General features: G+C 34.3%; 18 protein-coding genes. 11 read left to right on the plus strand and 7 right to left on the minus strand.

What is annotated here, in order from left to right:
- Positions 1–247 precede the first annotated feature (247 nt).
- The 5 genes from CLU81_RS04305 to CLU81_RS04325 all read right to left on the minus strand — a co-directional run bounded on the left by CLU81_RS04305 (position 248) and on the right by CLU81_RS04325 (position 8,139).
- A complete protein-coding gene (locus CLU81_RS04305; protein ID WP_233209653.1) occupies positions 248–1,279 on the minus strand; it encodes a glycosyl hydrolase 53 family protein in 1,032 nt (343 codons plus the stop codon).
- A 3-nt stretch (positions 1,280–1,282) separates the two neighbouring features.
- On the minus strand, positions 1,283–2,380 hold the full coding sequence (locus CLU81_RS04310) for a glycosyl hydrolase 53 family protein (protein WP_233209654.1): 1,098 nt from the start codon (positions 2,378–2,380) through the stop codon (positions 1,283–1,285).
- A gap of 101 nt (positions 2,381–2,481) precedes the next feature.
- Positions 2,482–3,549, minus strand: a complete 1,068-nt coding sequence (locus CLU81_RS04315) for a SusE domain-containing protein (RefSeq protein ID WP_099708698.1) — start codon at positions 3,547–3,549, stop codon at positions 2,482–2,484.
- A 29-nt stretch (positions 3,550–3,578) separates the two neighbouring features.
- Complete coding sequence (locus CLU81_RS04320) at positions 3,579–5,186, minus strand: RagB/SusD family nutrient uptake outer membrane protein (RefSeq protein ID WP_099712668.1); 1,608 nt, start codon at positions 5,184–5,186, stop codon at positions 3,579–3,581.
- 10 nt (positions 5,187–5,196) lie between these two features.
- Complete coding sequence (locus tag CLU81_RS04325; protein ID WP_099708699.1) at positions 5,197–8,139, minus strand: SusC/RagA family TonB-linked outer membrane protein; 2,943 nt, start codon at positions 8,137–8,139, stop codon at positions 5,197–5,199.
- 681 nt (positions 8,140–8,820) lie between these two features.
- On the opposite strand from CLU81_RS04325, the gene CLU81_RS04330 reads away from it, so the two are divergent.
- Both CLU81_RS04330 and CLU81_RS04335 read left to right on the plus strand, forming a co-directional pair.
- The gene (locus CLU81_RS04330) at positions 8,821–9,762 is read left to right on the plus strand and encodes a WD40 repeat domain-containing protein (protein WP_158235312.1); all 942 of its coding nucleotides are present in this window, start codon (positions 8,821–8,823) and stop codon (positions 9,760–9,762) included.
- Positions 9,763–9,986: 224 nt separating this feature from the next.
- On the plus strand, positions 9,987–14,054 hold the full coding sequence (locus CLU81_RS04335; RefSeq protein ID WP_099708701.1) for a hybrid sensor histidine kinase/response regulator transcription factor: 4,068 nt from the start codon (positions 9,987–9,989) through the stop codon (positions 14,052–14,054).
- 17 nt (positions 14,055–14,071) lie between these two features.
- Here CLU81_RS04335 and CLU81_RS04340 read toward each other — a convergent pair whose 3' ends face one another.
- Both CLU81_RS04340 and CLU81_RS04345 read right to left on the minus strand, forming a co-directional pair.
- Positions 14,072–14,557, minus strand: coding sequence for an SH3 domain-containing protein (locus CLU81_RS04340; RefSeq protein ID WP_158235313.1), 486 nt, complete (start codon positions 14,555–14,557; stop codon positions 14,072–14,074).
- Positions 14,558–14,981: 424 nt separating this feature from the next.
- On the minus strand, positions 14,982–15,188 hold the full coding sequence (locus CLU81_RS04345; protein WP_099708703.1) for a GIY-YIG nuclease family protein: 207 nt from the start codon (positions 15,186–15,188) through the stop codon (positions 14,982–14,984).
- A gap of 75 nt (positions 15,189–15,263) precedes the next feature.
- Between CLU81_RS04345 and CLU81_RS04350 the strand changes: the two genes are divergently transcribed.
- From CLU81_RS04350 to CLU81_RS04390, 9 genes are all read left to right on the plus strand, one after another.
- On the plus strand, positions 15,264–15,566 hold the full coding sequence (locus CLU81_RS04350) for a transposase (RefSeq protein ID WP_099707978.1): 303 nt from the start codon (positions 15,264–15,266) through the stop codon (positions 15,564–15,566).
- The gene (locus tag CLU81_RS04355) at positions 15,563–16,429 is read left to right on the plus strand and encodes an IS3 family transposase (protein WP_233209776.1); all 867 of its coding nucleotides are present in this window, start codon (positions 15,563–15,565) and stop codon (positions 16,427–16,429) included. The genes CLU81_RS04350 and CLU81_RS04355 overlap by 4 nt, the downstream gene beginning before the upstream one ends.
- Positions 16,430–17,161: 732 nt before the next feature.
- A complete protein-coding gene (locus tag CLU81_RS04360; RefSeq protein WP_099708704.1) occupies positions 17,162–18,835 on the plus strand; it encodes an arylsulfatase in 1,674 nt (557 codons plus the stop codon).
- 73 nt (positions 18,836–18,908) lie between these two features.
- Positions 18,909–19,922 carry an HAD family phosphatase gene (locus CLU81_RS04365; protein ID WP_099708705.1) on the plus strand — a complete coding sequence of 338 codons (1,014 nt, stop codon included), beginning with the start codon at positions 18,909–18,911 and terminating at the stop codon, positions 19,920–19,922.
- A gap of 102 nt (positions 19,923–20,024) precedes the next feature.
- The gene (locus CLU81_RS04370; protein ID WP_233209656.1) at positions 20,025–20,855 is read left to right on the plus strand and encodes a hypothetical protein; all 831 of its coding nucleotides are present in this window, start codon (positions 20,025–20,027) and stop codon (positions 20,853–20,855) included.
- A gap of 27 nt (positions 20,856–20,882) precedes the next feature.
- Positions 20,883–22,226: a DUF1214 domain-containing protein gene (locus tag CLU81_RS04375; protein ID WP_099708706.1), complete on the plus strand. Its 1,344-nt coding sequence runs from the start codon at positions 20,883–20,885 to the stop codon at positions 22,224–22,226.
- A gap of 31 nt (positions 22,227–22,257) precedes the next feature.
- Entirely contained in the window at positions 22,258–23,748 is a 1,491-nt protein-coding gene (locus CLU81_RS04380; RefSeq protein ID WP_099708707.1) for a DUF1254 domain-containing protein, read from the plus strand.
- 31 nt (positions 23,749–23,779) lie between these two features.
- Positions 23,780–25,183 carry a DUF1254 domain-containing protein gene (locus CLU81_RS04385; protein ID WP_099708708.1) on the plus strand — a complete coding sequence of 468 codons (1,404 nt, stop codon included), beginning with the start codon at positions 23,780–23,782 and terminating at the stop codon, positions 25,181–25,183.
- A gap of 75 nt (positions 25,184–25,258) precedes the next feature.
- Entirely contained in the window at positions 25,259–26,041 is a 783-nt protein-coding gene (locus tag CLU81_RS04390; RefSeq protein WP_099708709.1) for a DUF2490 domain-containing protein, read from the plus strand.
- Positions 26,042–26,043 lie beyond the last annotated feature (2 nt).

The raw sequence follows: 26,043 nt of genomic DNA on the forward strand, positions 1-26,043 counted from the left end.
GATAACTCGTTGAACATAATAATTTTAACACATAGAAACATAGGATTATTGAACTCAAAAAGGGCGTTTCACTTGCATTAACACACATAGCTATGTGTGAGAAACAAGTTTCTTTTTAATTTACTTTTTCAAAAAATAAAATCTATGTTTCTATGTGTTTAGTTTTTTTATGCATTACAACCACAACAGATTAAGCCCGTAAAGCTTGAATCACTTAATTTCTTAATAGTAAAATTTAATTGTTTATTTAATTTTTGAAAGCATCTAATGCCGGCGAAGGTTTTCCGTCAGAAAGCCAGGCATTAAGTTGATAACCGCTCCAGCTTTTTTCGCCTTGTGGTTCCCAATAAATAACCCCTAAACCTTTATTATTAGGCACGCTTTTAACCGCTTTTATAGTAGCTTCAAGCATTTCTTTGGTGTTTTGTACTTGTTCAAAATCACCACCAACTTCAACAACCATAACTTCTTTATTGTATCGTGAAGCCATATCTTTTAGATTATTTTCTAAATCTAAAATCGTGCTTTGATAATCGGTTTTGATCCAATATGGATAATAAGACAATCCAATTACATCATATTTCACTTTGTTTTCTGTGGCTTTATCAAAAAACCATCTGAATTTTTCGCTTTTATTTCCTTCGTCCAAATGAACAATTACTTTGATCTTTGGATCAACCGCTTTTGTCGCTTCGTAACCTTTATCAAGCAATTGTGCTAATTGACTGAAATTATCTGTGCTGCCTTCCGGCCAAAGCATTCCGCCTGGAATTTCATTTCCAACCTGAACCCATTCTGGAGTTACTCCGGCTTTTTTCAACATTTTCAGAACATCATATGTATGCTGATAAACATCGGTTAACAATTCTGGAAAAGAATGTTTTTCCCATGCAGCAGGTTTTTTTTGTTTTCCGGGATCTGCCCAAGAATCGCTGTAATGAAAATCGATCATAATGCGCATTCCCATTTTTTGAGCACGAACAGCCATAACAACTGTTTCTTCAGGACTGCAATGTCCGCTTGCTTTATCATTATTCGGGTTTACCCAAACTCTTAATCTAATCGTATTTATTCCGCGGTCTTTTAATAATTGCAGACAGTCCTTTTGAGAACCGTCTGCATCATAAAATTTATAACCAGTTGCTTCCATTTGCGGCAGCCAGCCAACATCTGCTCCGTTTGAAAAGGAGTTTTCTTCGCTAATCATTTTTGATTTACAGGAAGTAAAAGCAACACCAATTAGCATTAAAAAAGAAGCAATTTTAAGTGATTTTTTCATGTTTTATTCTTTACTGAAAGCTTGCATTACTGATAAAGCATTGTTATCAAAACTGTACAAAGCCTGATTTTCGAATGTAGAACCGCTTTGAGATTGTGGACCTTTGAAAGCAACCCATTCTCCACCCCAATACGCAAATCCTTGTCCGAATTCTGATGTTTTTACTAAATTTTTAATATCCATAACAAAAGTTCTTTGTCCGGCTGGAGTTGCAGGATATCCCGGAACCAACTGATCGCTTGTACCTACAATATTGTTAGTCTGATCGTTGTGTAATAAAGTAAAAGGATAAGCAGTTTCTGCAATCAATACTTTTTTGCTGAATTTCTTTCCTAAAGCATCAATGGTATTTTTTACTTCGTTTAAATCTTTACCGTGCCAAACAGGATAATAGGATAATCCGATATAATCGTAATCAACACTTTTCATTTTATTAAAAAACCAATCTGTTGCACCACCATTTACACCTGCATAATGAATCATGATTTTTGTGTTTGGCGCTTTACTGCGAACTGTTGCACTTGCAGCAGATAATATTGCAAGACATTGTTGTTCGTTACTGATTAAGTTTCCTTGTGGCCACAATAATCCACTATTGATTTCATTCCCAATTTGAATAATATCAGGATTGATTTCTGTAATTATTGTTGAAGTATAATTTGTAACGGCTGTTTTTAAATCAGCAAAATTTAGATTTTTCCATTCTTCAGGAGTTGTCTGAACACCTGGATCTGCCCAATTATCAGAATAATGAACGGTAAGCCAAACTCTCAATCCGGCTTGTCTTGCTTTTTGTGCCAATTGTTTTACTTCGGTTAAACCGGAACGACCGTTTACAGGATTTTTCCACAAACGGATTCGGACTGTATTACAACCTGCATTTTTTAGCGTTGTAAGCATTCCTTCGGCTTTGCCATTGTTGTAAAATTTTGTTCCCAAAGATTCCATTTGAGGAAGAAAAGAAACATCTGATGCTCTGATAAAAGTATCCGTTGCATCTGGCGGATTAACTGCTTCTTTGTCTGCAGAATCATTACTTGAGCACGAAAACTGAATTGCAGTTATGACAAGTAACCCAAGAATTTTTATATATTTTTTCATGATAATATTTATAACTGGTGAAATTTTGAATTTTAAAAAACTTTGATTTAAAGAAGCCTCAAAATAATCGCATCGAGACTTCTTTAATTTTTTTAATTCAATTATGGAGTTGGTATAAACATATAACGACCATCTAAGTCATTGAACCAGATATCATATTTTCCAGCCTCAACAATAATGTCTCCACCATTATCTCCCCAGCTTGTATCCCATCCACCGTTTGCTTTAAATTTCATTTTTCCGGCTTTTAAAGTTTGAGTAACTTTCCAGATATGAGCATCAAATGTTGATTGAACCATAGGAACATTCATATCCCAACCCGTATCATCGCCTGTTAATACAGATCCAGCCACGGTAATTGTTGTATACGTTGTCAATGGCCCTGCGTAAGGTGTGATTTTGTATGTTAATTCTTCAAGGTTAATTTCAAAACTGTAATAACCTGCCGCTGTCGTTGGGAAAACTCCCGGATCAGTATCGCTTTCTGTTGCTCTGTATTGAACTTTGGCACCATTTGTTCCGTAAGCCGGAGCCCAGAAACCAATTTGCTCTATTAATTTGAATCCATCTTTATTAAAATATCCTGTATAATATTGTTTTGCATTTTCTTTTGGATCTCTGTAAATTGGCATATTATTGCTCGTTACACTCCAACCTGCAGCAGTTCCAGGTCCAACTAAAAACAAATCAACTCTAGGGAAAACACCTCTGTATGGAGTTAAATTAATGGTGATTGGCGTAGAAGTTTTTGGCTCTGATAAAGTAGTTCCAACAGTAGATTTAATTCTCACATCGATTGTTCCTTCAACACCTGCTGTAAGTCCAAGTTCCAGTGCTTTTGCATTTAATTCTGCTACTGTAATAGTGGCGTGAGTTCCTGTAGAAGTCGTAATATCTACCGGCGCAGCAAACTCAGTATTACTTACTGCAAATTGCACTGTGTAAGTAACAATTGTTGGCGTTCCGTAACTTACTTTTTCCCAAGTCAATGTCAATGCCGTATTGTTTGGCGTGTCTTTATTTAGAATTGTCGAAGATCCAGTTTCTGGAGTTATGATAGAAAAAGCAGCCGCTTGTGGCTCTAAAATCATTAAATTTTCTTCGTTTTCACAAGACCAAAATCCTGTAAGTAAAACAACAGCTATAAATATTTTATATATAAGTTTCATTTTGTGTATCGTTTAAGTTTAAAAAAGTTTTAGTAACCCGTGTTTTGAGTCAAATTTTTATTTGCTCCTAATGATCCTTCCGGAATAGGAAAAACGCTCATGTAAGCAGGAATTGAAACTCCTTTTGAAGAATTTCCTTTCCAAGCCCAATTGTAAGATCCTCCGGTATATTTTCCAAAACGAATTAAATCTTGTCTTCTGTGCGCTTCCCAGTGTAATTCACGAGCTCTTTCATCAATTAAGAAATCAGGCGTTAAGTCGCTTAAAGTGATATTTCCAACGGTCGAATTATTATTGGCTCTTTGTCTTAAAGCATTTACATATTCTAATGCTTTCGCCGAAGTTCCGTTTCCGCCTCTTAAAGTTGCTTCTGCATACATTAAATAAACATCGGCTAATCTGAATAATGGGAAATCAGTATCAGCAAAAGTTGAACTGATTCCGTTAACTCCTGTCGAAGTTTTATTCGAGAATTTAGACAAAATATAACCTTGTGTTTTTACGCCAATGTCTTCAATATCAATAGATCTTTGTTTTCCAGGATCGCCTGCAACTCCTTTTCCAATTGTATTTCTGGTATCTTGGCTGAATTTAGCACCATCAAATTTCTGAGCAAATTCTTTTCTGATTCTAAGTGCTCCAGTCCATCCGCCAATTCCAAAATCAGCACCATTATTTTCCCACGCACCAATTTGTCCGTTTGTTAAAACAGTTGTTGCTCCCCAGTTTTGAGAAACCGATCCATCAGACTGAATTCCGAAAATGATTTCAGCAGAAGTATTGTTGTCTGCTTTAAAATTGTCCAGATATTTTGGTTTCAAAGTATAACCGCCAGCAATGATTTCGTTACACATTGTAATACAATCATTAAAACGATCCGCCTGAATATAAACCTGAGCATTCAAATACATTTTAGCCAAAATCATACGTGCCATAGATTGGTCTAATCTTCCGTATTCATTTGTTCTCGCTGCTTTTAAATCTGGTAAAACTGCTGTTAATTCCTTTTCGATAAATTCAAATAATTGCTTTCTGTTAAACTCAGGTCCGGCAAAATTTACAGGATCATTTTCCGTATACATTGGTGCTTTTCCAAATAAATCCATCATGTTATAATAAGCGTACGCTCTTAAAACACAAACTTCTTTACGGTAAAGTGCAATATCTGCCAAGGTTGCAGCATTTGTAATACCTCTTGAACTTAATTTTTCTGGTGTACTTTGACGTAAAAATTCATTTGCATACGCAACAGAAACCATCGTTCTACTAAACATTCCAAGAATAACAGGATTTGCAGCTGTCCAGATATTACGTTGTAATTCTGCTGTTCCTCCGTCATTTTCATAACTCCAAACCAATTCGTCTGTAGTTAATTCCTGCATGTATAATAAACATCTTGTAAACTGACTTGTTCCGGCATCAACGCCTTCAAGCGATGAATTATCAGGACCAAGAACTCCTGTCAAAGTTAGATTTCCATATACTCCTGCGAAAGCTTTTTTGTATCCGTCAGGTGTAGAAAATAACACATCAGAAGAAAGAACGTCGTCATCTTTTGAGACTACATTTAAATCATCTGTACAAGACTGAAAAATTACAGTCAATGCAACTATTGTTATTAAAATATATTTTTTCATGATTTCGTTATTAAAATTTAAGATTAAGACCAAATAATACTGATCGTTGTCTTGGATAAATCGTTTTGTCTACACCGTTGTTTGTAATTTCAGGATCTAAACCACTGTATTTTGTAAGTACAAAAACGTTCTGAACTCCGGTTGAAAATCTTAATGAAGCTTTACTGTTTAACCAGTTATTCAGCGTATATCCTAAAGTAATGTTATCCATTTTCAAGAAAGAAGCATTCTCAATATAAAGATCTGACAATACTACATTTGAAGTCGTTTGAAAATTAGTATCCAAAACCTGTTTCGGAATATTACTTAAAACACCTCCGTTTTCCATCGCATCATATTGTGCTCTGCTCGCGTCTACGGCATTAAAAATTCTATTACCAATACTTGCTCTTAAATTGAATGAAAAGTCAAACTTTTTGTAATTCATATTAGATGCAAATCCCAATGTAAAATCCGGATCTGGATTATTATAAATGTACTTATCCGAATCATTTTTGATATTATTACCATTCAAATCTGCAAAAGCACCATCAATTGGTTTTCCTTCGTTATTGTATAATTGTTTGTATACATAGAAAGAATAAGGCGTATATCCTTCTCTGAAAATTTGTCCTGGAGTTCCTGTTCCTGCGATATTGTCTCCTAAAAAGATATCAGTTCCGTTAACTAGATTTTTGATTCTTCTTTCGAATTTAGAAATATTGAAATTCATATTCCAGTTGAAATCCAATGTTTTAATAGCATTTGCATTAATCGTAAACTCAACTCCTTTTGTTGTAAAACTACCAACGTTTTGATACACACGATTAGAGAAATTACTTCCATCAGATATTGCTGCGTTTACCAATAAATCTTTAGATTCTTTGTAATAAACATCAAGTCCCGCAGATAAACGATTGTCTAAAAATCCGAAATCAAGACCTGCATTGTAAGAAGATGTTTCTTCCCATTTCAAATTGTTTGTTCTTTTTGAAGGAAGTGCAACCGGAACCGGGCTTGTGCCAAAATAGTATTCAGAATTTCCTCCGCCAACTTGATATTTTTGAAGATATCCGTTTGGTTCAGGAATATCTTGTTGTCCAGTAATTCCATAACTTAATCTTAATTTTAAATCAGATATTACCGTACTTTCTTTAAAGAAATCTTCTTTGATTTTCCATGCAAAAGCTACAGAAGGGAAATTTCCCCAACGATTCGCTTCTTCAAATCTTGAAGAACCATCTCTTCTATAAGATAGTGTCAATAAATATTTGTCTCTGAAATTTAAGTTTGTTCTCGCAAAGAATCCTAATAAAACAACATCTGTATCTAAAGTTGTTTCAGGAAATGTTGATGGTAAATCCGGATTTAAAATATTACCCGTTTCGAATTTTGAGCTTTGAAATTTTTGATACGAATAACCAGCTGTTGCCTCAAAATTCAACGATTTAAACGTTTTATTATACACTAAATAAGTATCTAATAATTTATTTCTTCTGGTTGCTTCTGTATATTCATTTGTACCATACGGAATATTATTGTTTGATGGAGCAGAACCTGCATCAGCACCAACCAATCTTCTTCTTTCTCCGTTTGATTCATCAAAACCAACATTTACAACGGCTCTTAAAGCAGGTAAAAAGTGAAATTTATAGTCAATTTCAAAATTTCCAAAAAATCTGTCATTTATACCTCTGTCATTTGTATTCAACAATTGCGAAACTGGATTTCTTGCCGCAGTCGAAACTAACGGATAATTCCCGTTTGCGTCAACGCCAGTAGTATATTCAAAATATCCTCCGTAAGGCGCGCCATCAACTTTTATAGGTTGCGTTGGGTCAAAACCAATAGCAGCTCCTTCAACAGCATCTGTAAATCTGTTTCTTTCGTTTGTATAATTCGCAGAAAGTCTCAATTTTAAATGATTGTCAAAGAAAACCGGATTCATTACTAAACCAACAGTATTTCTTTTAAACTCATTCGTCAAGCGTAAACCTTGCTGATCTGTATTTCCAAGCGTTAAACTTGTTGGAATAATATTAAACAAACTTCCTCTAACAGCTAAACTTTGGTCTACAGTTCCTGTGTTTCTATAAATTGCTCTTTGCCAATCTGTATTTGCAGTTCCTAATTTACTTAAATCATCACTTCTTCTGTCTGCAATCACACTTCTAAATTCATCTGCGCTAAAAACATCAACAGTTTTAGTAAGTGTTCCCGCAGCATATTGCACATTATAATCTACAGATAATGTTTTGCTTCCTTTTTTAGTCGTAATAATAATTACACCATTTGAAGCACGAGAACCGTAAATTGCAGAAGCCGATGCATCTTTTAAAACCGTGATAGATTCAACAGTTGCAGGATTCAGCGACGCTAAAAACGAAGAAGATCCTGTATTTGTAGCATTATCAAGAGGCAATCCATCAATTACAATAAGAGGATCATTACTTGCAAAAAGTGAACTTCCGCCACGAATTCTAATTTGAGAACTAGAACCCGGAGCACCAGTTGAATTTACTGTTAAACCGGCAACTCGCCCGCTAAGTAAATTTTCGGTGGTAATATTATTTCCTTTGTTAAAGTCTTTTGTCGTAAGTGCTGTAACAGATCCCGTAGCATCTTTCTTTTTTACACTTCCATATCCAACCTGAACAACAACTTCTTTCAGTTGATTATTATCTTCTTCAAGATTTACCGTTATGTTCTTCTGTCCGGCAACCGCGATAGTTTGATTGGTATAACCTGTATAAGAAAACGTAATTTTACTATCTGCTTTTACTCCGGATAATTGAAATTTTCCGTCAAAATCAGTCGTGGTACTGATATTTGTTCCTAATACTTTTATGTTGGCTCCCGGTATGGGCTGCTTGGTGGACTTTTCCAAGACAATACCGCTAATTGTGTTCTGAGCAAAAACACAAAAAGGAAGTAAGAGTAATAAAAGTAAAAATTTGGTTTTAATTCTTTTCATACTTTTTAAAAATTGGTTTTGTTTAAGTTAGTTTTTATTAATAAGTGTTGGTCACAAATTGATTGTAGAGCGCTATAATTTTTAAGATTATAATCTCCTTCTGAAATAAGCTTACTCTGTTTTTCTTAGAATAAGGAAAAGCTTTTCCCGATAAGTTTTAATTAGAATGTTAGTCATGTTTAATTTTTTTTTTGGTTAGAATAATTGGTTAGTTTGTTTTCATTGATTTGCTACGAACAAAAAACAAAACATTATTTTTCAAACGTTATAGCTGATCAACTAACTTTGCAAATTAAGGATAGAAGAAGTTTTTAAGACAGGGAAAAATTCATTTATAAAAGGGGACATTTTCGTAAAAACCCACATACAACGCCGTATAAAAACATATTATGCAATTTTTCATTCAAAAAAAAATGACAAAACCAATAATTAACCATGAAAATAATATTTTTAATAATTAACTTAGACTGTAATTTTTACGCAATATATTCCCATAATATTTACCTGAAAAAATCTAAAAATCTTAATCTTCAAAAATCATAGAAATAACAAACCGTAATTAACTTAAAAAACAAATGTTGTTTTTACACATTATATAATAAATAAATTAATTTCGCAAACTATACAGTTTGTGGCAACCCTAAAAAGAAAACGTACAAAATGGTGAACCGAATTAAAATAATGATAATTATAAATTTGCTGATTATTATTTTATGCAATCAGACATTTGCCCAAAATTCGATAACAAAGGAAATTCTTTGGACAACGGATTGGAGTCCGAATGGGAAATTCATAGCGATTGGCGGAAATATTGACACTTTAAAAATTTATAATGAAAAGGATCTAAAATCATTCAAGTCATACCATATAAAGAATACTATTACGCGTATAAAGTGGCATCCTTCAAAAAATATAATTGCTGTATCGACACAAATGTCAGGTGACAAATCGAGTATTATTAATTTGGATACGAATGAAAAAATTGAATTAAACGGAATTTCACCAGATGGAGCAAGAGGAATTGACTGGAACAATACAGGTGAATATTTAGCTGTTGGAGACAATGACGGACAAATATTAATTTATACTATAAAAGGTGAATTAATTAAAAAGTTTAATAATGAAAATACAAAGGGCATAATGGCTATTGATTGGCATCCTCAAAAAAACACTCTTACAACGGTTACAGACAAAATACGTTTTTATGACATTGATGGGAATTTGCTAAAATCAATAAAACATAGAAAAGAAGAAGTGATGTTATTAAGTATTGCCTGGCACAAATCAGGTACTTTTTTTGTTACAGGCGATTATGGTGATGAAAAAGACAAATCTCTGCTTCAATACTGGGATGAAAACGGTAAATTATTACAATCAATTGATATAAGTAAAGCAGAATATAGAAATTTAACCTGGAATTCAAAAGGAAGCAAATTAGCAACTGCAAGTGATGCGTTGAGAATTTGGGATACCAACGGCAAACTTGTCTCTGAAGGAAATTCTAAAGACTATTTATGGGGTGTTTCCTGGAACAAACAAGGAAATAAAATTATTACATCAAGTATGGAGCAAAATATAATACTTTGGAATAATAAAGCAGAAAGAATATTAGCTATTGAATAAGAATATCCCGAATAGCCGTTTTAAACTAATGTGTGATTTAACGGAATTACGGTTTCGCATCGAGTTTTCATTAAACCGAAAATCGAAAGGTTACAAACCAAACAATGCCTCGAAGCCCTAGAACGTTTTTACATATATTTATATAAAAATTGATCCAGCTTTCAGACCACATTCCTCGTATTTTTCGTATATAAAAGAGCCACAAGCTTTTTAAAAAAAATTCTATGAATAAGCTAAAGTCCTTTCTTGTTATTTGTTTTCTTTCCATAAGTGCATTTGGACAGAACTACCCGATAAGACATCTTGATATTTCGTCAGGACTTTCTAATAATTCGGTTGCGACTATATATCAGGATCAGAATGGTTATATGTGGTTTGGAACTTTTGACGGACTTAACAGATATGATGGAAATGATTTTAAAATTTACCGCCATATTCATACGGATCCAAATTCTATTCAGGGAAATGCTATAAGCTGTATCGAAGGTGATTATAAAAATAATTTGTGGATTGGAACAACAGCCGGTCCAGTTGTTTTTAATGCAGAACGCTCCTCTTTTACTCCATTAAAATATATTGGAATTGATAAAAAAGTCAAACCTTTAAAAATTACGGCTTACGAAATAATTGCTGTACATTCTCAAAATATAATTCTTGTTGCTACAAAAGAAATGATCGTCGCTTATAAAGAAGGCGAGCAAACCGGAACTGCGATACCTTTTAACGGAAAATTAAATTATATCGCAAGATCAATATCTTATGATGCGAAAAAACAAATCTTCTATGTTTTTGTAACCGGTTCAGGTCTTTGCAAATATGATCTTAAATCAAAAAAACTAACACTTCTCAACAATACAATTACCGGAGCAAATTGCATAAAGCTCACAAATGAAGGTTTATGGATTGGATCCGATGAAGGGGCGCATTTATACAATGCGAATCTGAATACTTATTCTAAAAATTACTTTCAGGAAAAAACAGTCGTTCGCGATTTTTACCAGCAAGACAACAGACTTTGGATTGCCACCGACGGCGCGGGTCTTTTCACTATTACAAAAAACCAGTCTACTCCTATTTTATATAAAGCAAGCGGTCCAGTTTCATTACTGAACAGTAAATCTCTTTATGACATATTTGAAAGTAAAAACGGAGAAATGTGGTTCGGAACTCTCCGAGGCGGCGTGAGTATGATGGGGAAAAAACCACTTTATTTTAATCATTTTAAAAGCAAAGATCCACTGACCAATAAAGAAGATGAAGATCCTGCCGCAAACTTCATGCTTTCTTTCTGCGAAGACGACAAGAAAAATATCTGGATTGGTACTGATGGCGCCGGAATGCGATATTGGAACAGGAAACAAAATACCTACGACGTTTATTCTACAACATCGTCTGGCGGAAGAAAACTGCAAAGTAATTTTGTTACAAGTATAGTCAGAGATTCTGATAATGCAATTTGGGTCGCCATGTGGAAAGGTGGAGTTTGTCGTATTGATCCAAATTCAAAGGCAATTCAGAATTTTTCGATTTATAATCAATTCACTAAAAAAGCAGAACAAGAATCATGGTTGCTCTTTTTAGATTCAAGAAACACCTTGTGGCTTGCCATAACTAACGCAGGCGCATTATATCAATTTGATAGAAAACAAAATAAATTCATTTGCTACAGCAACACTTTACGCGATGTTACTTGTCTCTATGAAACCAAAGACGGAAAAATATGGGGCGGAACATTCAATTCGTTTTTTGAGATAGATACCAAAACAAAAAAAGTAAAAAACTATCATTCTGAATACACAATAAGATGTATTACTGAAGATCAAAATAAAAATCTTTGGATTGGTACTGTAGAAGGCGGTTTGCTTTTATTTGATCGAAAAACAGCCACTTCTAAAAAATATACCACTCAAAATGGTCTTTCGAGTAATACCGTACTTCGCCTTTTAGAAGACAAAAAAGGAAATCTCTGGATGAGTACGTATCACGGAATTTCAAGATTGAATCCAAAGAATAATACTTTTAGAAATTTTGGCGTCGCTGATGGATTGCAGGGAAATCAATTTAGCTGGAATGCAGGCACAAAACTTTCTACAGGAGAATTTATTTATGGAGGTATAAACGGATTCAATGTTTTTGATCCTGAGAATATAAAAGACAAAAAAAATACCGGTAAATTTTTATTGAATGATTTGCTGGTAAACAATCAGTCTTTAAAATCAGACAGTCCTTATGTGACCGGAAAAAAACTTGAAATGATAAGCGATGTCGAACTTCCTTATGAAAAATCGGCATTAAGTTTTGATTTTGTTTACCTTGATTATGTCAATTCCGAAAAAATAAATACCGCTTACTTTCTTGAGGGTTGGGATAAAAACTGGAATTATGCTTCAAAAGATAACAGAGCTAATTATTCCAGATTGACCGAAGGAACTTATGTTTTTAAAGTAAAAACAACCGATATTTTTGGAAATTGGACTAATGAGGTAACGCTGGCAACGGTAACAATTCTTCCGCCTTGGTATAGAACATGGTGGGCATATACATTTTATCTCATCGCTGCAATCGCCGCCATTTATGCATATGTAGGTTATCATAAAAACAAGGAAAGGCTTCGCTACGAAATAAAACTTGCCCGAATGGAGCATAAAAAAGATAAGGAACATGCCGAAAAACAGTTTTCGATGTTTACATATATTGCGCATGAATTGCGAACTCCTTTATCCTTAATTATAAATCCGCTTAAAAGCGCTATTGAAAGAAAAAACCGTTCTGAAGACGATCTGGATCTAAATCTCGCCTATAAAAATGCAAAACGATTATTGAGTCTTACAGATCAATTACTATTATTTAGAAAAGCCGAAACGGATCTTGATGAACTCAAAATTTCGAAGATTAATTTAAACTCGCTTTGTCGTGAAATCTACGAAAGCTTTACACAAATGGCAGCCGTAAAAAGTCTAAATTATCAATTTATCGAAGAAAAAACACCGACCGAAATATATGGCGATTACGAAAAATTAGAGATTACCCTTTTCAATTTAATTTCTAATGCTTTCAAATTTACTCCTAATAATGGATCAATAAGCATTGAGATAATCGAGAATCTTGCCGACGTTTCTATCATTATATCTGATACCGGAAGCGGAATCAATGAAAATGAAATTGACACTATTTTCGAAAAATTCAAGCAAAGTCAGTCTAAAGCCAGCAATGGTTTTGGAATAGGACTTTATGTTGCTAAATATTTCGTGAACAAACATCATGGCGAAATAGAGTGTAAAAGTAAAATTGGAGAAGGCACTTCGTTCATTATTACACTTCCAAAAGGAAATAGCCATTTTGCAGAAATGAACATAAACGAGAATCATTCGCATATGTCGCCACTTGTAGGTGAACTTCTTGAAGGAATGCCAGCGGATAATCAAAATACAGCTGAAAATAGAACTCAGCCATCGCATCCGGAAAATCTACAGGATGAATTAATCAGTACAAAAAAAGTATTGCTAATTGTTGAAGACAATCCTGAAATGAACCATTATCTCGTGCAACTTTTTACCAAAAATTATATTGTTTATTCAGCGGCAAATGGTCTTGAAGGATTAAAACTTGTAGAAAAACATATGCCGGATATTGTATTGAGCGATATTTCTATGGAAGGTATGAACGGTTTGGATTTATGCAAAAAAATCAAGCAGAATGATGATTTAAGCCATATTCCAGTAATACTTCTCACCGCTACAACGAGTAATGATATTCATTTGCAAAGTATTACAGAAGGCGCCGATGATTATGTGACCAAACCTTTTGACAGTGATATACTTCTGGCACGAGTAGATTCCGTTCTCCGAAACAGAGGACAATTGCGCAAGTATTTCTTAGACAGTATAACGCTTCGTGAAAATGTAAATAAAGTTCCTACTGAATACAAAGAATTTCTGGACAAATGCATCGAAATCGTAGAAGCCAATATTGAAAACAACGATTTTAATCTAAAAACTTTTTCAGCTGAAATGGGAATGAGTCATTCAAGTCTTTACAAAAAGATTAAAGCTATTTCAGGACAAACCGTAAATGTTTTTATCCGATCTATCAGAATCCGAAGAGCAGCAGTAATTATGCTTACCGAAAATATTAATATCGCACAGGTTGGCCCACAAGTTGGTATCGAAGATCAACGTTATTTCCGTCAACAGTTCGTAAAATTATTCGGGATGAAGCCTTCAGAATATATCAAAAAATATAGAAATTCTTTTAATAAGGAATTGAATATAATTCAGAAAAAGGACAATTGATATAAAAGGGTAATTTACTAAATCTTGTAAACATGCTTTATATTTACATATCCATAATTACCCGAATTAATTACCTTGACTTGTAACCACTCACCATCAACAGCGATAACCTTTAGCAACGCATGTCTTTCCAATACTTCAATTACTTCGTATTCAGTACCAGGTCCTTCTCGTAAATTAAGAATTTCTGAATCAACTGCAAGCATATCTTCAGAACGATAATTAACTATCGTTTTTTTAGTTACTTTTTCTTTTTTAGGCTCGCTATAAAAGTTCGAATTAGAAGAATGAGTTACAGTATTTTTAGAAGCTGTTTTAACTCTGCTCTTGCTAACTGTACGTGGCGCTGTATATCTAACAGGTGGCGAATACGAAGCACATACTCCGCAGCTTCCACCATTCGAGCAATGTGCACATCTGCTACAATTTGAGCACGCACTGCAAGATGCACTACCGGTGCATCGCCCACTTTCTTTAGGTTTTGCATCACAGCAGCTTGCCATAAGGTTATGGTCTTGCGCACTAATTGATGAGACAAAAAGAAAGAACAAAATCTTAAAAAATATTAATTTTATCATGGCAATTCATTTATGTTTAGGACAAACTTAAAGAGAGATCATTATAGAACTTTACGGTTTTCCATAAGAGATTCAATTAATCTGGAAAATAATTCTTTAACAAATAGTTGAACATAGTATAAATATCCATTTTAACTGATTACAAGGAACATAATAATATTTCAAAGATGTTTGTTATTGACAAATCCCGATTATTTTTATAAGTCAAGTAAATACGGGCGAGCAAAAAAAAATAAGATTTAGTCTAAAACAAAAAAGCCACTCAAATGAGTAGCTTTTTATGTGAACGCAGAAGGATTCGAAACTTCGAGCGTCCCAATTGAAAATCGGGATGTTTTATCCAGCTGAGTTATTTTTTCGATTCATTTATTAATTTTTCAACTCTAACCCTACTTTTCCATTTCTTAACTTCTAATTCACGTTTATAAGCCAATGATTTTGTTTCAAATTCTTCAGAGTAAATTACAATCCAATCTTTCGTTTTTCCTGTAAATCCGGAATGATTTGATAAATGTTTACGTAGTCGTTCATCCAAACCTTCAGATGTGTGACCAATGTAATATTGGAGTTGCTACATTTACTGGGACATAAATTTTAAGACTGTTTAAATAAAAATAAATATCTTAGAATTATGAAAAAACGAGTTTACAGTGCTGAGTTTAAATCATCAGCAGTACGATTAAGTTACGAGCGAGAAAACATCAAAGAATTAGCAGATGAACTAGGCGTCCAGGTAGAGCGTATTTATAAATGGAGGTCTTCTCAAAAAACATTTACTAATCTACAACCAATTATTTCTAAAAAGACAGAGATAGATTCTTTAGAAGTAAAACAATTACGAAAAGCCCTTAAAGAAAAAGAATTAGAGCTTGAGATATTAAAAAAGGCCGTTCACATCTTTTCCAAGAGCGATGGGAAATCTACCAATTTATAGTCAGCTATAAACATTTATATCCTATTGAAAAGATGTGCAGCGTTTTAAAAGTAAGCCGAAGTAGTTATTATAGATGGTTCAGTGGCGGTCCTTCTAATAGATTTATAGAAAATAGTCTATTTACAGATTTAATAAAAGAAGTTTTTGATCTAAGCAGTCAAACTTACGGAAGTCCCAGAATAGCGGAACAGCTAAAAAGAAAAGGATATAAAATATCCAAAAGGAAAGTTGCTAAATTGATGCTTCTTAATGGCTGGAGAAGTAAACTTAAAAGACGCTTTAAAGTAACCACAGATTCTAATCATCGATATCCAGTGTGCAGTAATCATCTCAATAGAAATTTTACACCAAAATCACTTAATGAGGTTTGGGTGTCTGATATAACCTATATAAGAACAGCTGCCGGCTGGTTATATCTTACTACTATTATTGATTTATATGACAGGCAGGTTATAGGATGGTCATTAAGCACACGAATGTATACCGATCAAACGATTATTCCAGCTTGGAAAATGGCAGTATCAAAAAGAGAAATAACAGAATCTTTACTTTTTCATTCAGATAGAGGAATACAATATGCTTCGATAGAATTCAGAAAATTGATTAATAAAAATACTTTAATCACTCAAAGTATGAGTAGAAAAGCTAATTGTTGGGATAATGCTGTAGCTGAAAGTTTTTTCAAGACCCTTAAAGCAGAACTTATCTATCAGCATAAATTCACAACCATTGAAGAAGCTAAATTAGCAGTCTTTGAATATATAGAAGTATGGTATAATAGAAAACGTCTGCATTCTTCTTTGGGATATAAAACACCTAAAGAAATGGAACTAGAATTTTATAAAATAGAAAGTGTAGCATAGGTCTTAGAAAATTTGTCCGACTTTTTGTTGCAAGTCCAAAGTGAATTTGCAAGTAAAAATGGTACATCATACTGGCAGACTATTTGAGGGTTATATTAAAATAAGTCATATTTAAAGCTGGTTATAAATCGGTCCATCCGATGCAAAAATGGGCAAGCCAAATTACAATTCTACCTGTCTATATTACCTTAAAAATGTAATCAAAGTAATAATCAGTCCGGCCAAATAGCCGAACCAAAACTCATTGCAGACAAACCGTTCCTGTAATCCATACTATCGTTGTTAAAATACAAATCTTCAAGTTTTCTTGTTTCAAAAACATTTCATTTTAACTAAAAAATTATAAAAGACAACAAAAAAGACTCCTTAAAGTTGGTTCAAATTAATTTTGATCTATCTAATCTAAAAATCTACTAAAAAAACAATTTTAAATTATTCATCTTTAAACAACTGTAAATAAGGAATTTAAAATAATTTATTTGTTTCAAGTTATAAAATGAAACAAATAAATTCTCTCTTTCATGTTTCAAGTTATAAAATGAAACCACTTGATAAAGATATTCTTTCAAGGCTGCGATTTAATTTTTTAAATTTGAGAAACATAGTCCACACTAAAATTCTAAATACAAAATTCAGCGAAATTTTGTGTAAGTAAAATCACTTTGGTTTCTCACTTTCCAGGTAAATTCATTTCATCACATACTTTAACTATAAATTAATAAAATTTTTATTATGAAACTAAGCAAACAAATCGATTTCAAAAGCAAGTTGTTTAACAGGTCAATCTTAGTATTGATATTAATTTGTCTTTCTAGCACAAAGTTTAATGCCCAGAATACAAAGAAACCCAATATTCTGATAATTTGGGGTGATGATATTGGAACTACAAACGTTAGTGCTTATAGTGATGGTTTAATGGGGTACATGACTCCTAATATTGATCGTGTAGGAAATGAAGGAATACGTTTTTTACATTATTATGCAGAGCAAAGTTGTACGGCGGGACGTGCTGCCTTGATTACAGGGCAACACGGTATTCGTACCGGATTGACTAAAGTTGGTTTTCCAGGAGCTCCCATGGGTATGAGCCAGTTAGACCCAACAATTGCAGGAGTACTTAAACAATTGGGATATGCTACCGGACAGTTTGGCAAAAACCACTTGGGGGATCGTAACGAAAGTCTACCTACCGTAAACGGATTTGATGAATTTTTCGGAAATCTTTATCACTTAAATGCAGAAGAAGAGCCAGAATTACCAGATTATCCAAAAGATCCAGCTTATTTAAAACAATTTGGACCAAGAGGAGTCTTAAAATGCACAGCTACTAATGTGGATGATCCTACTATTACAGATGCTCGTTTTGGAAAAATAGGAAAACAAAAAATTGAAGATACGGGGGCTCTTACTAAAAAGAGAATGGAAACTATCGATGATGAAACCGTTGCCGCCGCCATTGATTTTATTAAAAGACAAAATGCTGCAGGAAAACCATTCTTCGTGTGGTGGAATGGTACTCGCATGCACTTACGTACGCACGTAAGAGAATCACATCGTGGTAAATACACACACGGAGATAGTGAATACATGGATGGTATGATCGAACACGATTTAACCGTTGGAGAACTTTTAAAAGTATTAGACGATTTAGGAATTGCTGATAATACATTAGTAGTTTATTCTACAGATAATGGTCCTCATATGAATACATGGCCTGATGGCGGAATGACTTCTTTCCGTTCAGAAAAAAATACAAACTGGGAAGGTGCTTTTAGAGTTCCTTGTATGGTACGTTGGCCAGGTGTAATAAAGCCAGGTCAGGTAACCAATGAAATGATGAGCCATAACGATTGGTTTCCAACTTTAGTTTCAATAGCAGGGGAACCAGATATTGTAAATAAAATGTTGAAAGGATACAAAGCAAACGGTAATACTTATAAAGTACACTTAGACGGATATGATCAATCTGCATTTTTAGAAGGAAAAACACCAAAAAGTTCTAGAGATAGATTCTTTTATTCTGATGATGATGGTTTACTTGTAGGGATGCGTCTAGGGGATTATAAATATGTTTTTGCTGAACAGCGTATGGCAGGAACATTAGGCGTTTGGGCTGAGCCATTTGTAAAACTGCGTTTGCAAAAAATGTTCAATTTAATGCAGGATCCTTATGAAAGAGCAGATTTCACTTCTAATACATATTGGGATTGGCTACTTAACCATGTTGGTTCTGTATACGGAATGAATGTGGAAGTAATGAAGTTTGCTGAAACTTTTAAACAGTATCCGCCTCGTTCGATACCACCAAGTTTTTCGCCAGCAACAATTATGGAAGAAACTCTAAATACAATTAAGTTAGATAAGACCATTAAAACACAAACTCAAGAGGCTCCAAAGAAAAAATAGAAATATTATTAGTATAAAAAAAGCTTGAGTTACCCATAACTCAAGCTTTTTAATAACTTCAAAAATCAATATCATGTATAGAAAAATATATATATTGCCCCTGTTTTTATTGTTGCTGGTTTCGTTTAATAAGGCTGATAGCGCTACAATACTACACACTTCAGACCCTGTAAATTTTGTAAAAAATTCAGATCCGCTGCCTAGCTGGAATGATGGTGCTTTAAAAAAAGAAATTATTGCTTATGTAACCAAAGTAACCAAAAAGGGAGGTCCGGATTTTATTCCGGTTGAAGACAGAATCGCCACTTTTGATAACGACGGAACGCTTTGGGCTGAAAAACCATATGTTCAGGAGTTGTTTGCTTTTTACAGAGTAAAGAAAATGGTCGAAGCAAAACCAGAATTGGCCCAAAAACAACCTTTTAAAGCTGTTGTTGAAAAAAATAAAACCTATTTTGAAACAGGAGGCGAGAAAGCACTCATAGAGTTAGTAGCCGCAACCCATACCGGCATGACCGAAGATGAGTTTGAAGCTGAAGCAAAAGAATTTTTTGCCGGAGCCAAATATCCCGGAAAAAATGTTCCCCTGAAACAAATCAGATATCAACCACAGTTAGAGTTGTTGAATTATTTGCGTGCAAACGGATTCAAAACTTTTATCGTAACAGGAGGAACAATAGAATTGGTTCGTGCCATATCAGCTGATTTTTATGGTATTCCAAAATATCAGGTTGTGGGAACTTCTTTCAAATACAAATTTGATGATGCTACAAACAGCATTCAGAGAGAACCTGCCTTAGATCTTTTAAATGACAAAGAAGGAAAACCTGTCGGTATACAATTGCATATTGGGCAGCGTCCAGTTTTTGCCTGCGGAAACGAGGGTGGTGCGGGCGATCTTGCCATGCTTAGATATTCTCAGGGAAGCAAATATCCTTCTTTTCAAATGATTGTTAATCATGATGATGCTGCCAGAGAATACAGTTATGAAGAAAAAGATAATTTATCATTGAATACTGCTACTAAATATAAGTATCATGTAATCAGTATAAAAGACGATTGGAAAAAAATATTTCCAGATAAATAATTTGAATTAATGAGAAGTAAAATGAAACAATCTTTATGAGTTAAAAGTTGTTTCATTTTAGTTTTCTTAGAATGATTACGAAATTTTTTAAAGTCTCCGATTATGAAGTCTACAATACCACAATTTAGTATCAAACTATTCCTTGCGATAACATTTTTTCTTTCAAATTTAGTTGTATTTGCGCAAGAAGAACCTGCAAAATCCGGTGCGAGTGCTCAGGAACTGGCAGATAAGCTAGCGAATCCTGTTGCGAGTTTGATTAGTGTTCCGCTACAAAATAATCTTAGTTACGGTATTGGTCCTTATAATGGATCAAAATATACGATAAATATTCAGCCTGTAGTTCCTTTTAAATTAAGTGAGAATCTCAATTTAATTACGCGTTATATTCTTCCTGTTGTAGATCAAAGAGATATTACAGGAGAAAATACACATCAATTTGGGTTAAGCGATGCAACTGTAACCGCTTTTTTTGCACCTAAAACAAAGGGAATTATTTTCGGATTCGGACCTGCATTTTTAATTCCAACTGCTACAGAAAAATTTCTGGGAACAGAAAAATTTGGAGTTGGACCAAGTGTATTAGTGATGCATCAGGGCAAAGGACTTTCTGTTGGTTTTCTGGCCAATCAAATCTGGTCAGTTGCCGGAAACGAAGATCGTGCTGATTTTAATAGTTTTTACACTCAAATATTTCTTTCGCACAGTTATAAAAGCGGAGCCAGTTTAGGTGTAAATGCTGAAATTACTCAAAACTGGGAAGGGAATACAACCTTGATTTCCTTAAATCCATCAATTGGTGCTGTTACTAAACTGGGCGATCAGGTTGTTCAGTTTGCTGTTATGCCTTTGATACCAATTGTTGGTCCGCACGAAAGCAGACCAGATTGGGGATTAAGAGCTGTCGTAGCTTTTGTATTTCCGGGTTCGTAAGTTATTTTCAAATTTAAAATCATTCCTATGAAAAAATCACTTCTTATACTAGTTGCGATAGGCTTAATTATTAGTTGTAAAAAAGAAACAGCAACTAAAGATACTACAACTGCTGTTTCAGAAACGAATGCAGTTCCGGCAGATCAGGACATTATAGATGCTTTCCAATATTTATATGCAAGATATCTCGTAATCCAACAGGAAAATCATGATATCAATGTAGAGAAAGTTGGGTATAATAAAATCAAATACAATCCGCTGGGTTCAGCACAATTTGTGAATCCAAATTTAGATGTTGCTTACCTTGAAGCCTGGATTGCAGTAGATAAAGACCACGCTGTTATTTTGAATGTTCCTAAAATTGAGGGCCGTTATTATACCGCACAATTATTAGACGGTTGGGGAGAAGTAATTGTAAATATCAACGAACGTAATTTTCCTAAAACACCTTACGGAAAATTTGCCTTGGTATTAAAAGGCTCAAATCCTACAATTCCTGCGGGCGCAGTAAAAATCGAATTGCCATCAGAAAAAGTAAAAATGCTGGCTCGTGTAGAATTAAAAGGAACTCCGGCTGTTGCCAAAAAACTTCAGGAACAATTTACTTTTAATGTACCGGACGGAATTAAAATTGCACCGCCAATTACCATTCCTGAATTTACTCCGAAAGCACCAATCGGTGGTGAAATATTTGACAAAGTCGAAGAAGTATTGAATTCTTATCCGGATGCAATGCCTAAAGCAAAAGAATATCAGGCAAAAGCTATTGCAGTTGCTAAATATGCTAAAACAGATGATAAAGCCAAATCTCATATTGATGAAGTAATAAAAACAAAAGCAATTCCCGCATTTTTAGCAGGAGCAAAAGGTTTTGGCACACAAAAAGGAGGATGGTCAGTATCGTATGTTGCCGGAAAATTTGGTGATGATATTATGGCCAGAGACATTATCAATTATGGTGGTTTATGGGCCAATCAAATTCAGGAAGCTATTTATTTTGTTGGACTTACAGATAGTAATAAACAAGTTTTAAGTGGCGATAAAGTTTATGAAATTAAATTTTCAAAAGATCAATTTCCAGATGCTTTTGTAAATGCATTCTGGTCAATAACATTATATAGTGTTCCTGATTACAGAGTGGTAGAAAATAAATTAAAACGATATAACTTAAATAATGTTTCGGGATTAAAGAAAAATCCTGATGGTTCTTTAAGTATCTGGCTGGCTTCATCTTTACCAAAAAATGCACTTCAAAGCAATTGGTTACCAACTCCGGGAGGTAAAGGTTTTGCTTTGACAATGCGTATGTATGTTTCTAAAAAAGAAGTTCTTGACGGAAAATGGTTTCCGGCTCCGATTCAGGAAAAATAATAATTGCCTATAACTTCCAAAAACAAATCCCATGAAAAATAAATCCTTTATTTTTTTAGTTGCTACATTTTTAATTTTAGCTGTCGGATGTGAAAAAAAGACCGTAATAAATGAACCGCCATCATTAGACTCTACATCGGTTGTAGTTTCTGAATTTGGAACACAAATAAAAATGGATGATGAACTGCCTTCAAAAGAATCAATTCCGGCATTGTTTGACGAAATGGATTTTCAACAGGCAACACAATGTTATTTATGGGGATTGCCGATTGTGGCTTTCGCCGAATGGCAGCAGCAACATTATAAAACATTTAATGCCACAAGTAATGACCTGGTTTTTTATAATTCCTATCACGACCGTTTAGGAATTTTAACAGCAAATGCAACAACTCCCTATATTATGTCTTTTATAGACTTAAAAGCAAATGGACCTACCGTTATCGAAATGCCAGCTGGACACACTGCAGGAGGACTTGGAGATTTCTGGCAGCGTGAACAGGCTACTATTGGCGAAATGGGTCCTGATAAAGGAAAAGGAGGCAAATATATTTTAGTTCCGCCAACAATGAAAGACTTTAAACCAGCAGGTTATTTTATAGTTCCATGCACAACTGTAAATATGTTTTTTGGATTTAGAGCTTTAGATCCAGATCCCAAAGTAACAGAAACATTGGTAAAACAGGTTAAAATTTATCCGTATGACAAACGTGCTAATCCAACGCCAACAAAAGTGGTAAGTCCGCCGGCAGGAAAAAAATGGTACGGTGTTCAGCCAACTGGAATCGCTTATTGGGAACGTCTTCATGCCATTTTACAAGATGAACCTGTTGAAGAACGTGATCGTTTTTTTATGGCATGGCTTAGAAATCTGGGTATAGAAAAAGGAAAACCTTTTGCTCCGGACCAGCATCAGAAGAAAATTTTGATTGCTGCTGCCGAAAAAGGACAACAAATGGCAATGGCGAATTCATTCAACAAACGCTTTGCAGATGTAAAACACTGGCCGGATAAAAAATGGGATTATGTAATGATCATAAAAGATCCGTCGCAACATGCGGATAATTATGATGAGTTTTTCGAAAGAAGTTCTTATTTCTATGAAGCCGTTACGTACTCAAAAGCAATGATTACCAAAATACCAAACGTGGGCCAGGCCTATTTAGGATCTTATTTTGATAATAACGGAAACTGGTTAGATGGTGCTAAAAATTATACGCTAAATGTTCCTGCAAATCCGCCAGCAGTAAATTTCTGGTCGATTACCGTTTATGATTCTGCAACACGTTGTTTGATTGATAATCCGCAACAGAACGCCGATTTATCTTCCCGTAAGGATCTTATTAAAAATGCCGACGGATCGATCGATTTGTATTTTGGACCAAAAGCTCCGACTGGAAAAGAGAAAAACTGGGTGCAAACTTTACCCGGAAAACATTGGTTTACTTATATGCGTTTTTATGGACCAACAGCAGCTTATTTTGATAAAAGCTGGAAAATGGATGATATTAAAGAGGTGAAATAAAAACCATTTATAAATTTTAACTGCGAGCAATATGAAAAAAATAATCTTTATAACACTGGTTTTAATTGTTGCTTTTTCTTGTAAAAAGCAAGAGAGTTTAAATAACGAAGCAGCAGGAAATATTACGATAACAAAATCACCAGATTCGGCGAAAGCCATTGCAAAAGAAGCTTGGGCGTATGCTTTCCCGATGGCGATGAATTATCGAACGATGCATTTGTATGCTTTAGATAAAACCTATCCGGATTATGCAGGTGGTTTTAATAAATTCAAACATTATGATAAAATTTTTACAGCTTCTGATACAGCAGTTGTGACTCCAAATAATGATACACCATATTCCTGGGCAATTCTCAATTTGGCAGATGAACCAGTTGTATTAGAAGTTCCGGAGGTAAAAGACAGATATTATTCGTTTCAGTTTATTGACTTATATACCTTCAATTTTGCGTATGTAGGAAGTCGTGCAACGGGTGATAAAGCAGGAAAATATCTAATTGCCGGACCAGATTGGAAAGGCGAAAAACCGGAGGGAATTGATAATGTACTTCAATCGGAAACCAACTTAGTGACTTTATTAGGGAGAACTGAATTGAAAATGGCACCTGGGGATATTGAAAATGTAAAGAAATTGCAATCTCAATATAAGTTGACACCATTGCATGAATTCATAAAAGAAGCTGTTCCGCCTCATAAGGAATTTACTTTGCCTTATCCTGAATTTAAACAGGCTGATTTAGGTTCGGCAGCTTTTATTGGTTTAACCAATAACTTATTGCAGTATACTTCTCTAAATCCTGCTGAAGCAGATTTAAGAGCAAAGTTTGCTAAAATAGGAATCGTTCCGGGGAAAAAATTTGATCCAAACGAATATACACCTGAAGTTTTAAAAGCAATAACCGAAGGAGTTCAAGAAGCCGGAAAAGAACTTAAAGAAGGAACTGATAAACTGGCAAATGCAACAGATTTATTTGGAACCCGTGAAATGATTAACGGAGATTATACTAAAAGAGCTTTAGGTGCTGCGGCAGGTTTATTCGGAAATACAAAACAAGAAGCTGTTTATATTGGAACAAGATCAGATAAGGCGAATAATTTTATGTCTGGAAAAAATAAATATGTTATTCGTTTTCCAAAAGGACAAACCCCGCCGGATAAATATTTCTGGAGTATTACTTTGTATGAATTGCCAAGTCGTTATTTGGTGAATAATCCAATAAACAGATATTCTATTGGAGACAGAACTACGGGTTTAAAATATGAACCTAATGGAGATTTAGTGATCTATATTCAGCATGAATCCCCAAAAGGAAAAGAGTCAAACTGGTTGCCGGCACCAAAAGATGCTTTTTATTATTTGATTCGAATTTATGGTCCGGAAGAATCCATATTAAACGGAACATGGAAAGCTCCGCAACCGGAACAGGTGAAATAATGAAACACACATTTTAGGTAAAAGTATTGGACAAATATTTTTTTTCATTGAATTAAAAACTAATCGGATTGTAAAATGAAGAGAATCAATATTTATACAACACTGTTTATTATAATTGTTTTCACTTTGTCCAGCATAAAAACAAATGCCCAGAAAATGACCCAGAATGTTGCAGCCTGGGTAGGTTACGAAATGTATCTGCCTTTTAAAGAAGATGGAAGATGGGGTTTGTTGTTTGAAGGTTATTCAAAAGGCAATGATTTTGTTTCAGAACTTCAGGGGTCTTTTTATAGAGTTGGAGCTAACTATTATCTTAAAAACGGAAACCGATTAGGAGCAGGTGTAGCTTACCAATGGGATTTGCCTTATGACGAAGTTTCATTGCCCTACAACAATCCGGATTACAGAATATACGAGCAATTTATTTGGCGTATCGTCAGGAAAGAAGGAAATCAGGTATGGTCACAACGTTTTAGAATGGAGCAACGCTGGTTAGGGCGAAAAGACGATCCAAACAGTACAGGCGATCATTTTGATTATTACAAATTCGAAAATACATTCAGATATCAGGTTCGGTATCAACTGTGGTTCAAACAACGATGGGCAGCAGTAGTGTATGAGGAGGTTCATATCAGAACCAATGCAGCAAGCGGCAACGAAAATTATCTGGATCAAAACAGATTGTATGTAGGAACAGCTTATAGTCTTGATAAGCGCAGAGAAATCAGGATGGAATTGGGTTATATGAATCAGATTTTTTTTAAATCATCAGATACCGAAAGTGGTTTAAGCCGAATGAATCATACGATCCGGATTACACTAACGACAGATTTACCTTTTAAAAGAAAAGAAAATTAAAA

Source organism: Flavobacterium sp. 9, from assembly GCF_002754195.1.
Taxonomy (GTDB): Bacteria; Bacteroidota; Bacteroidia; order Flavobacteriales; family Flavobacteriaceae; genus Flavobacterium.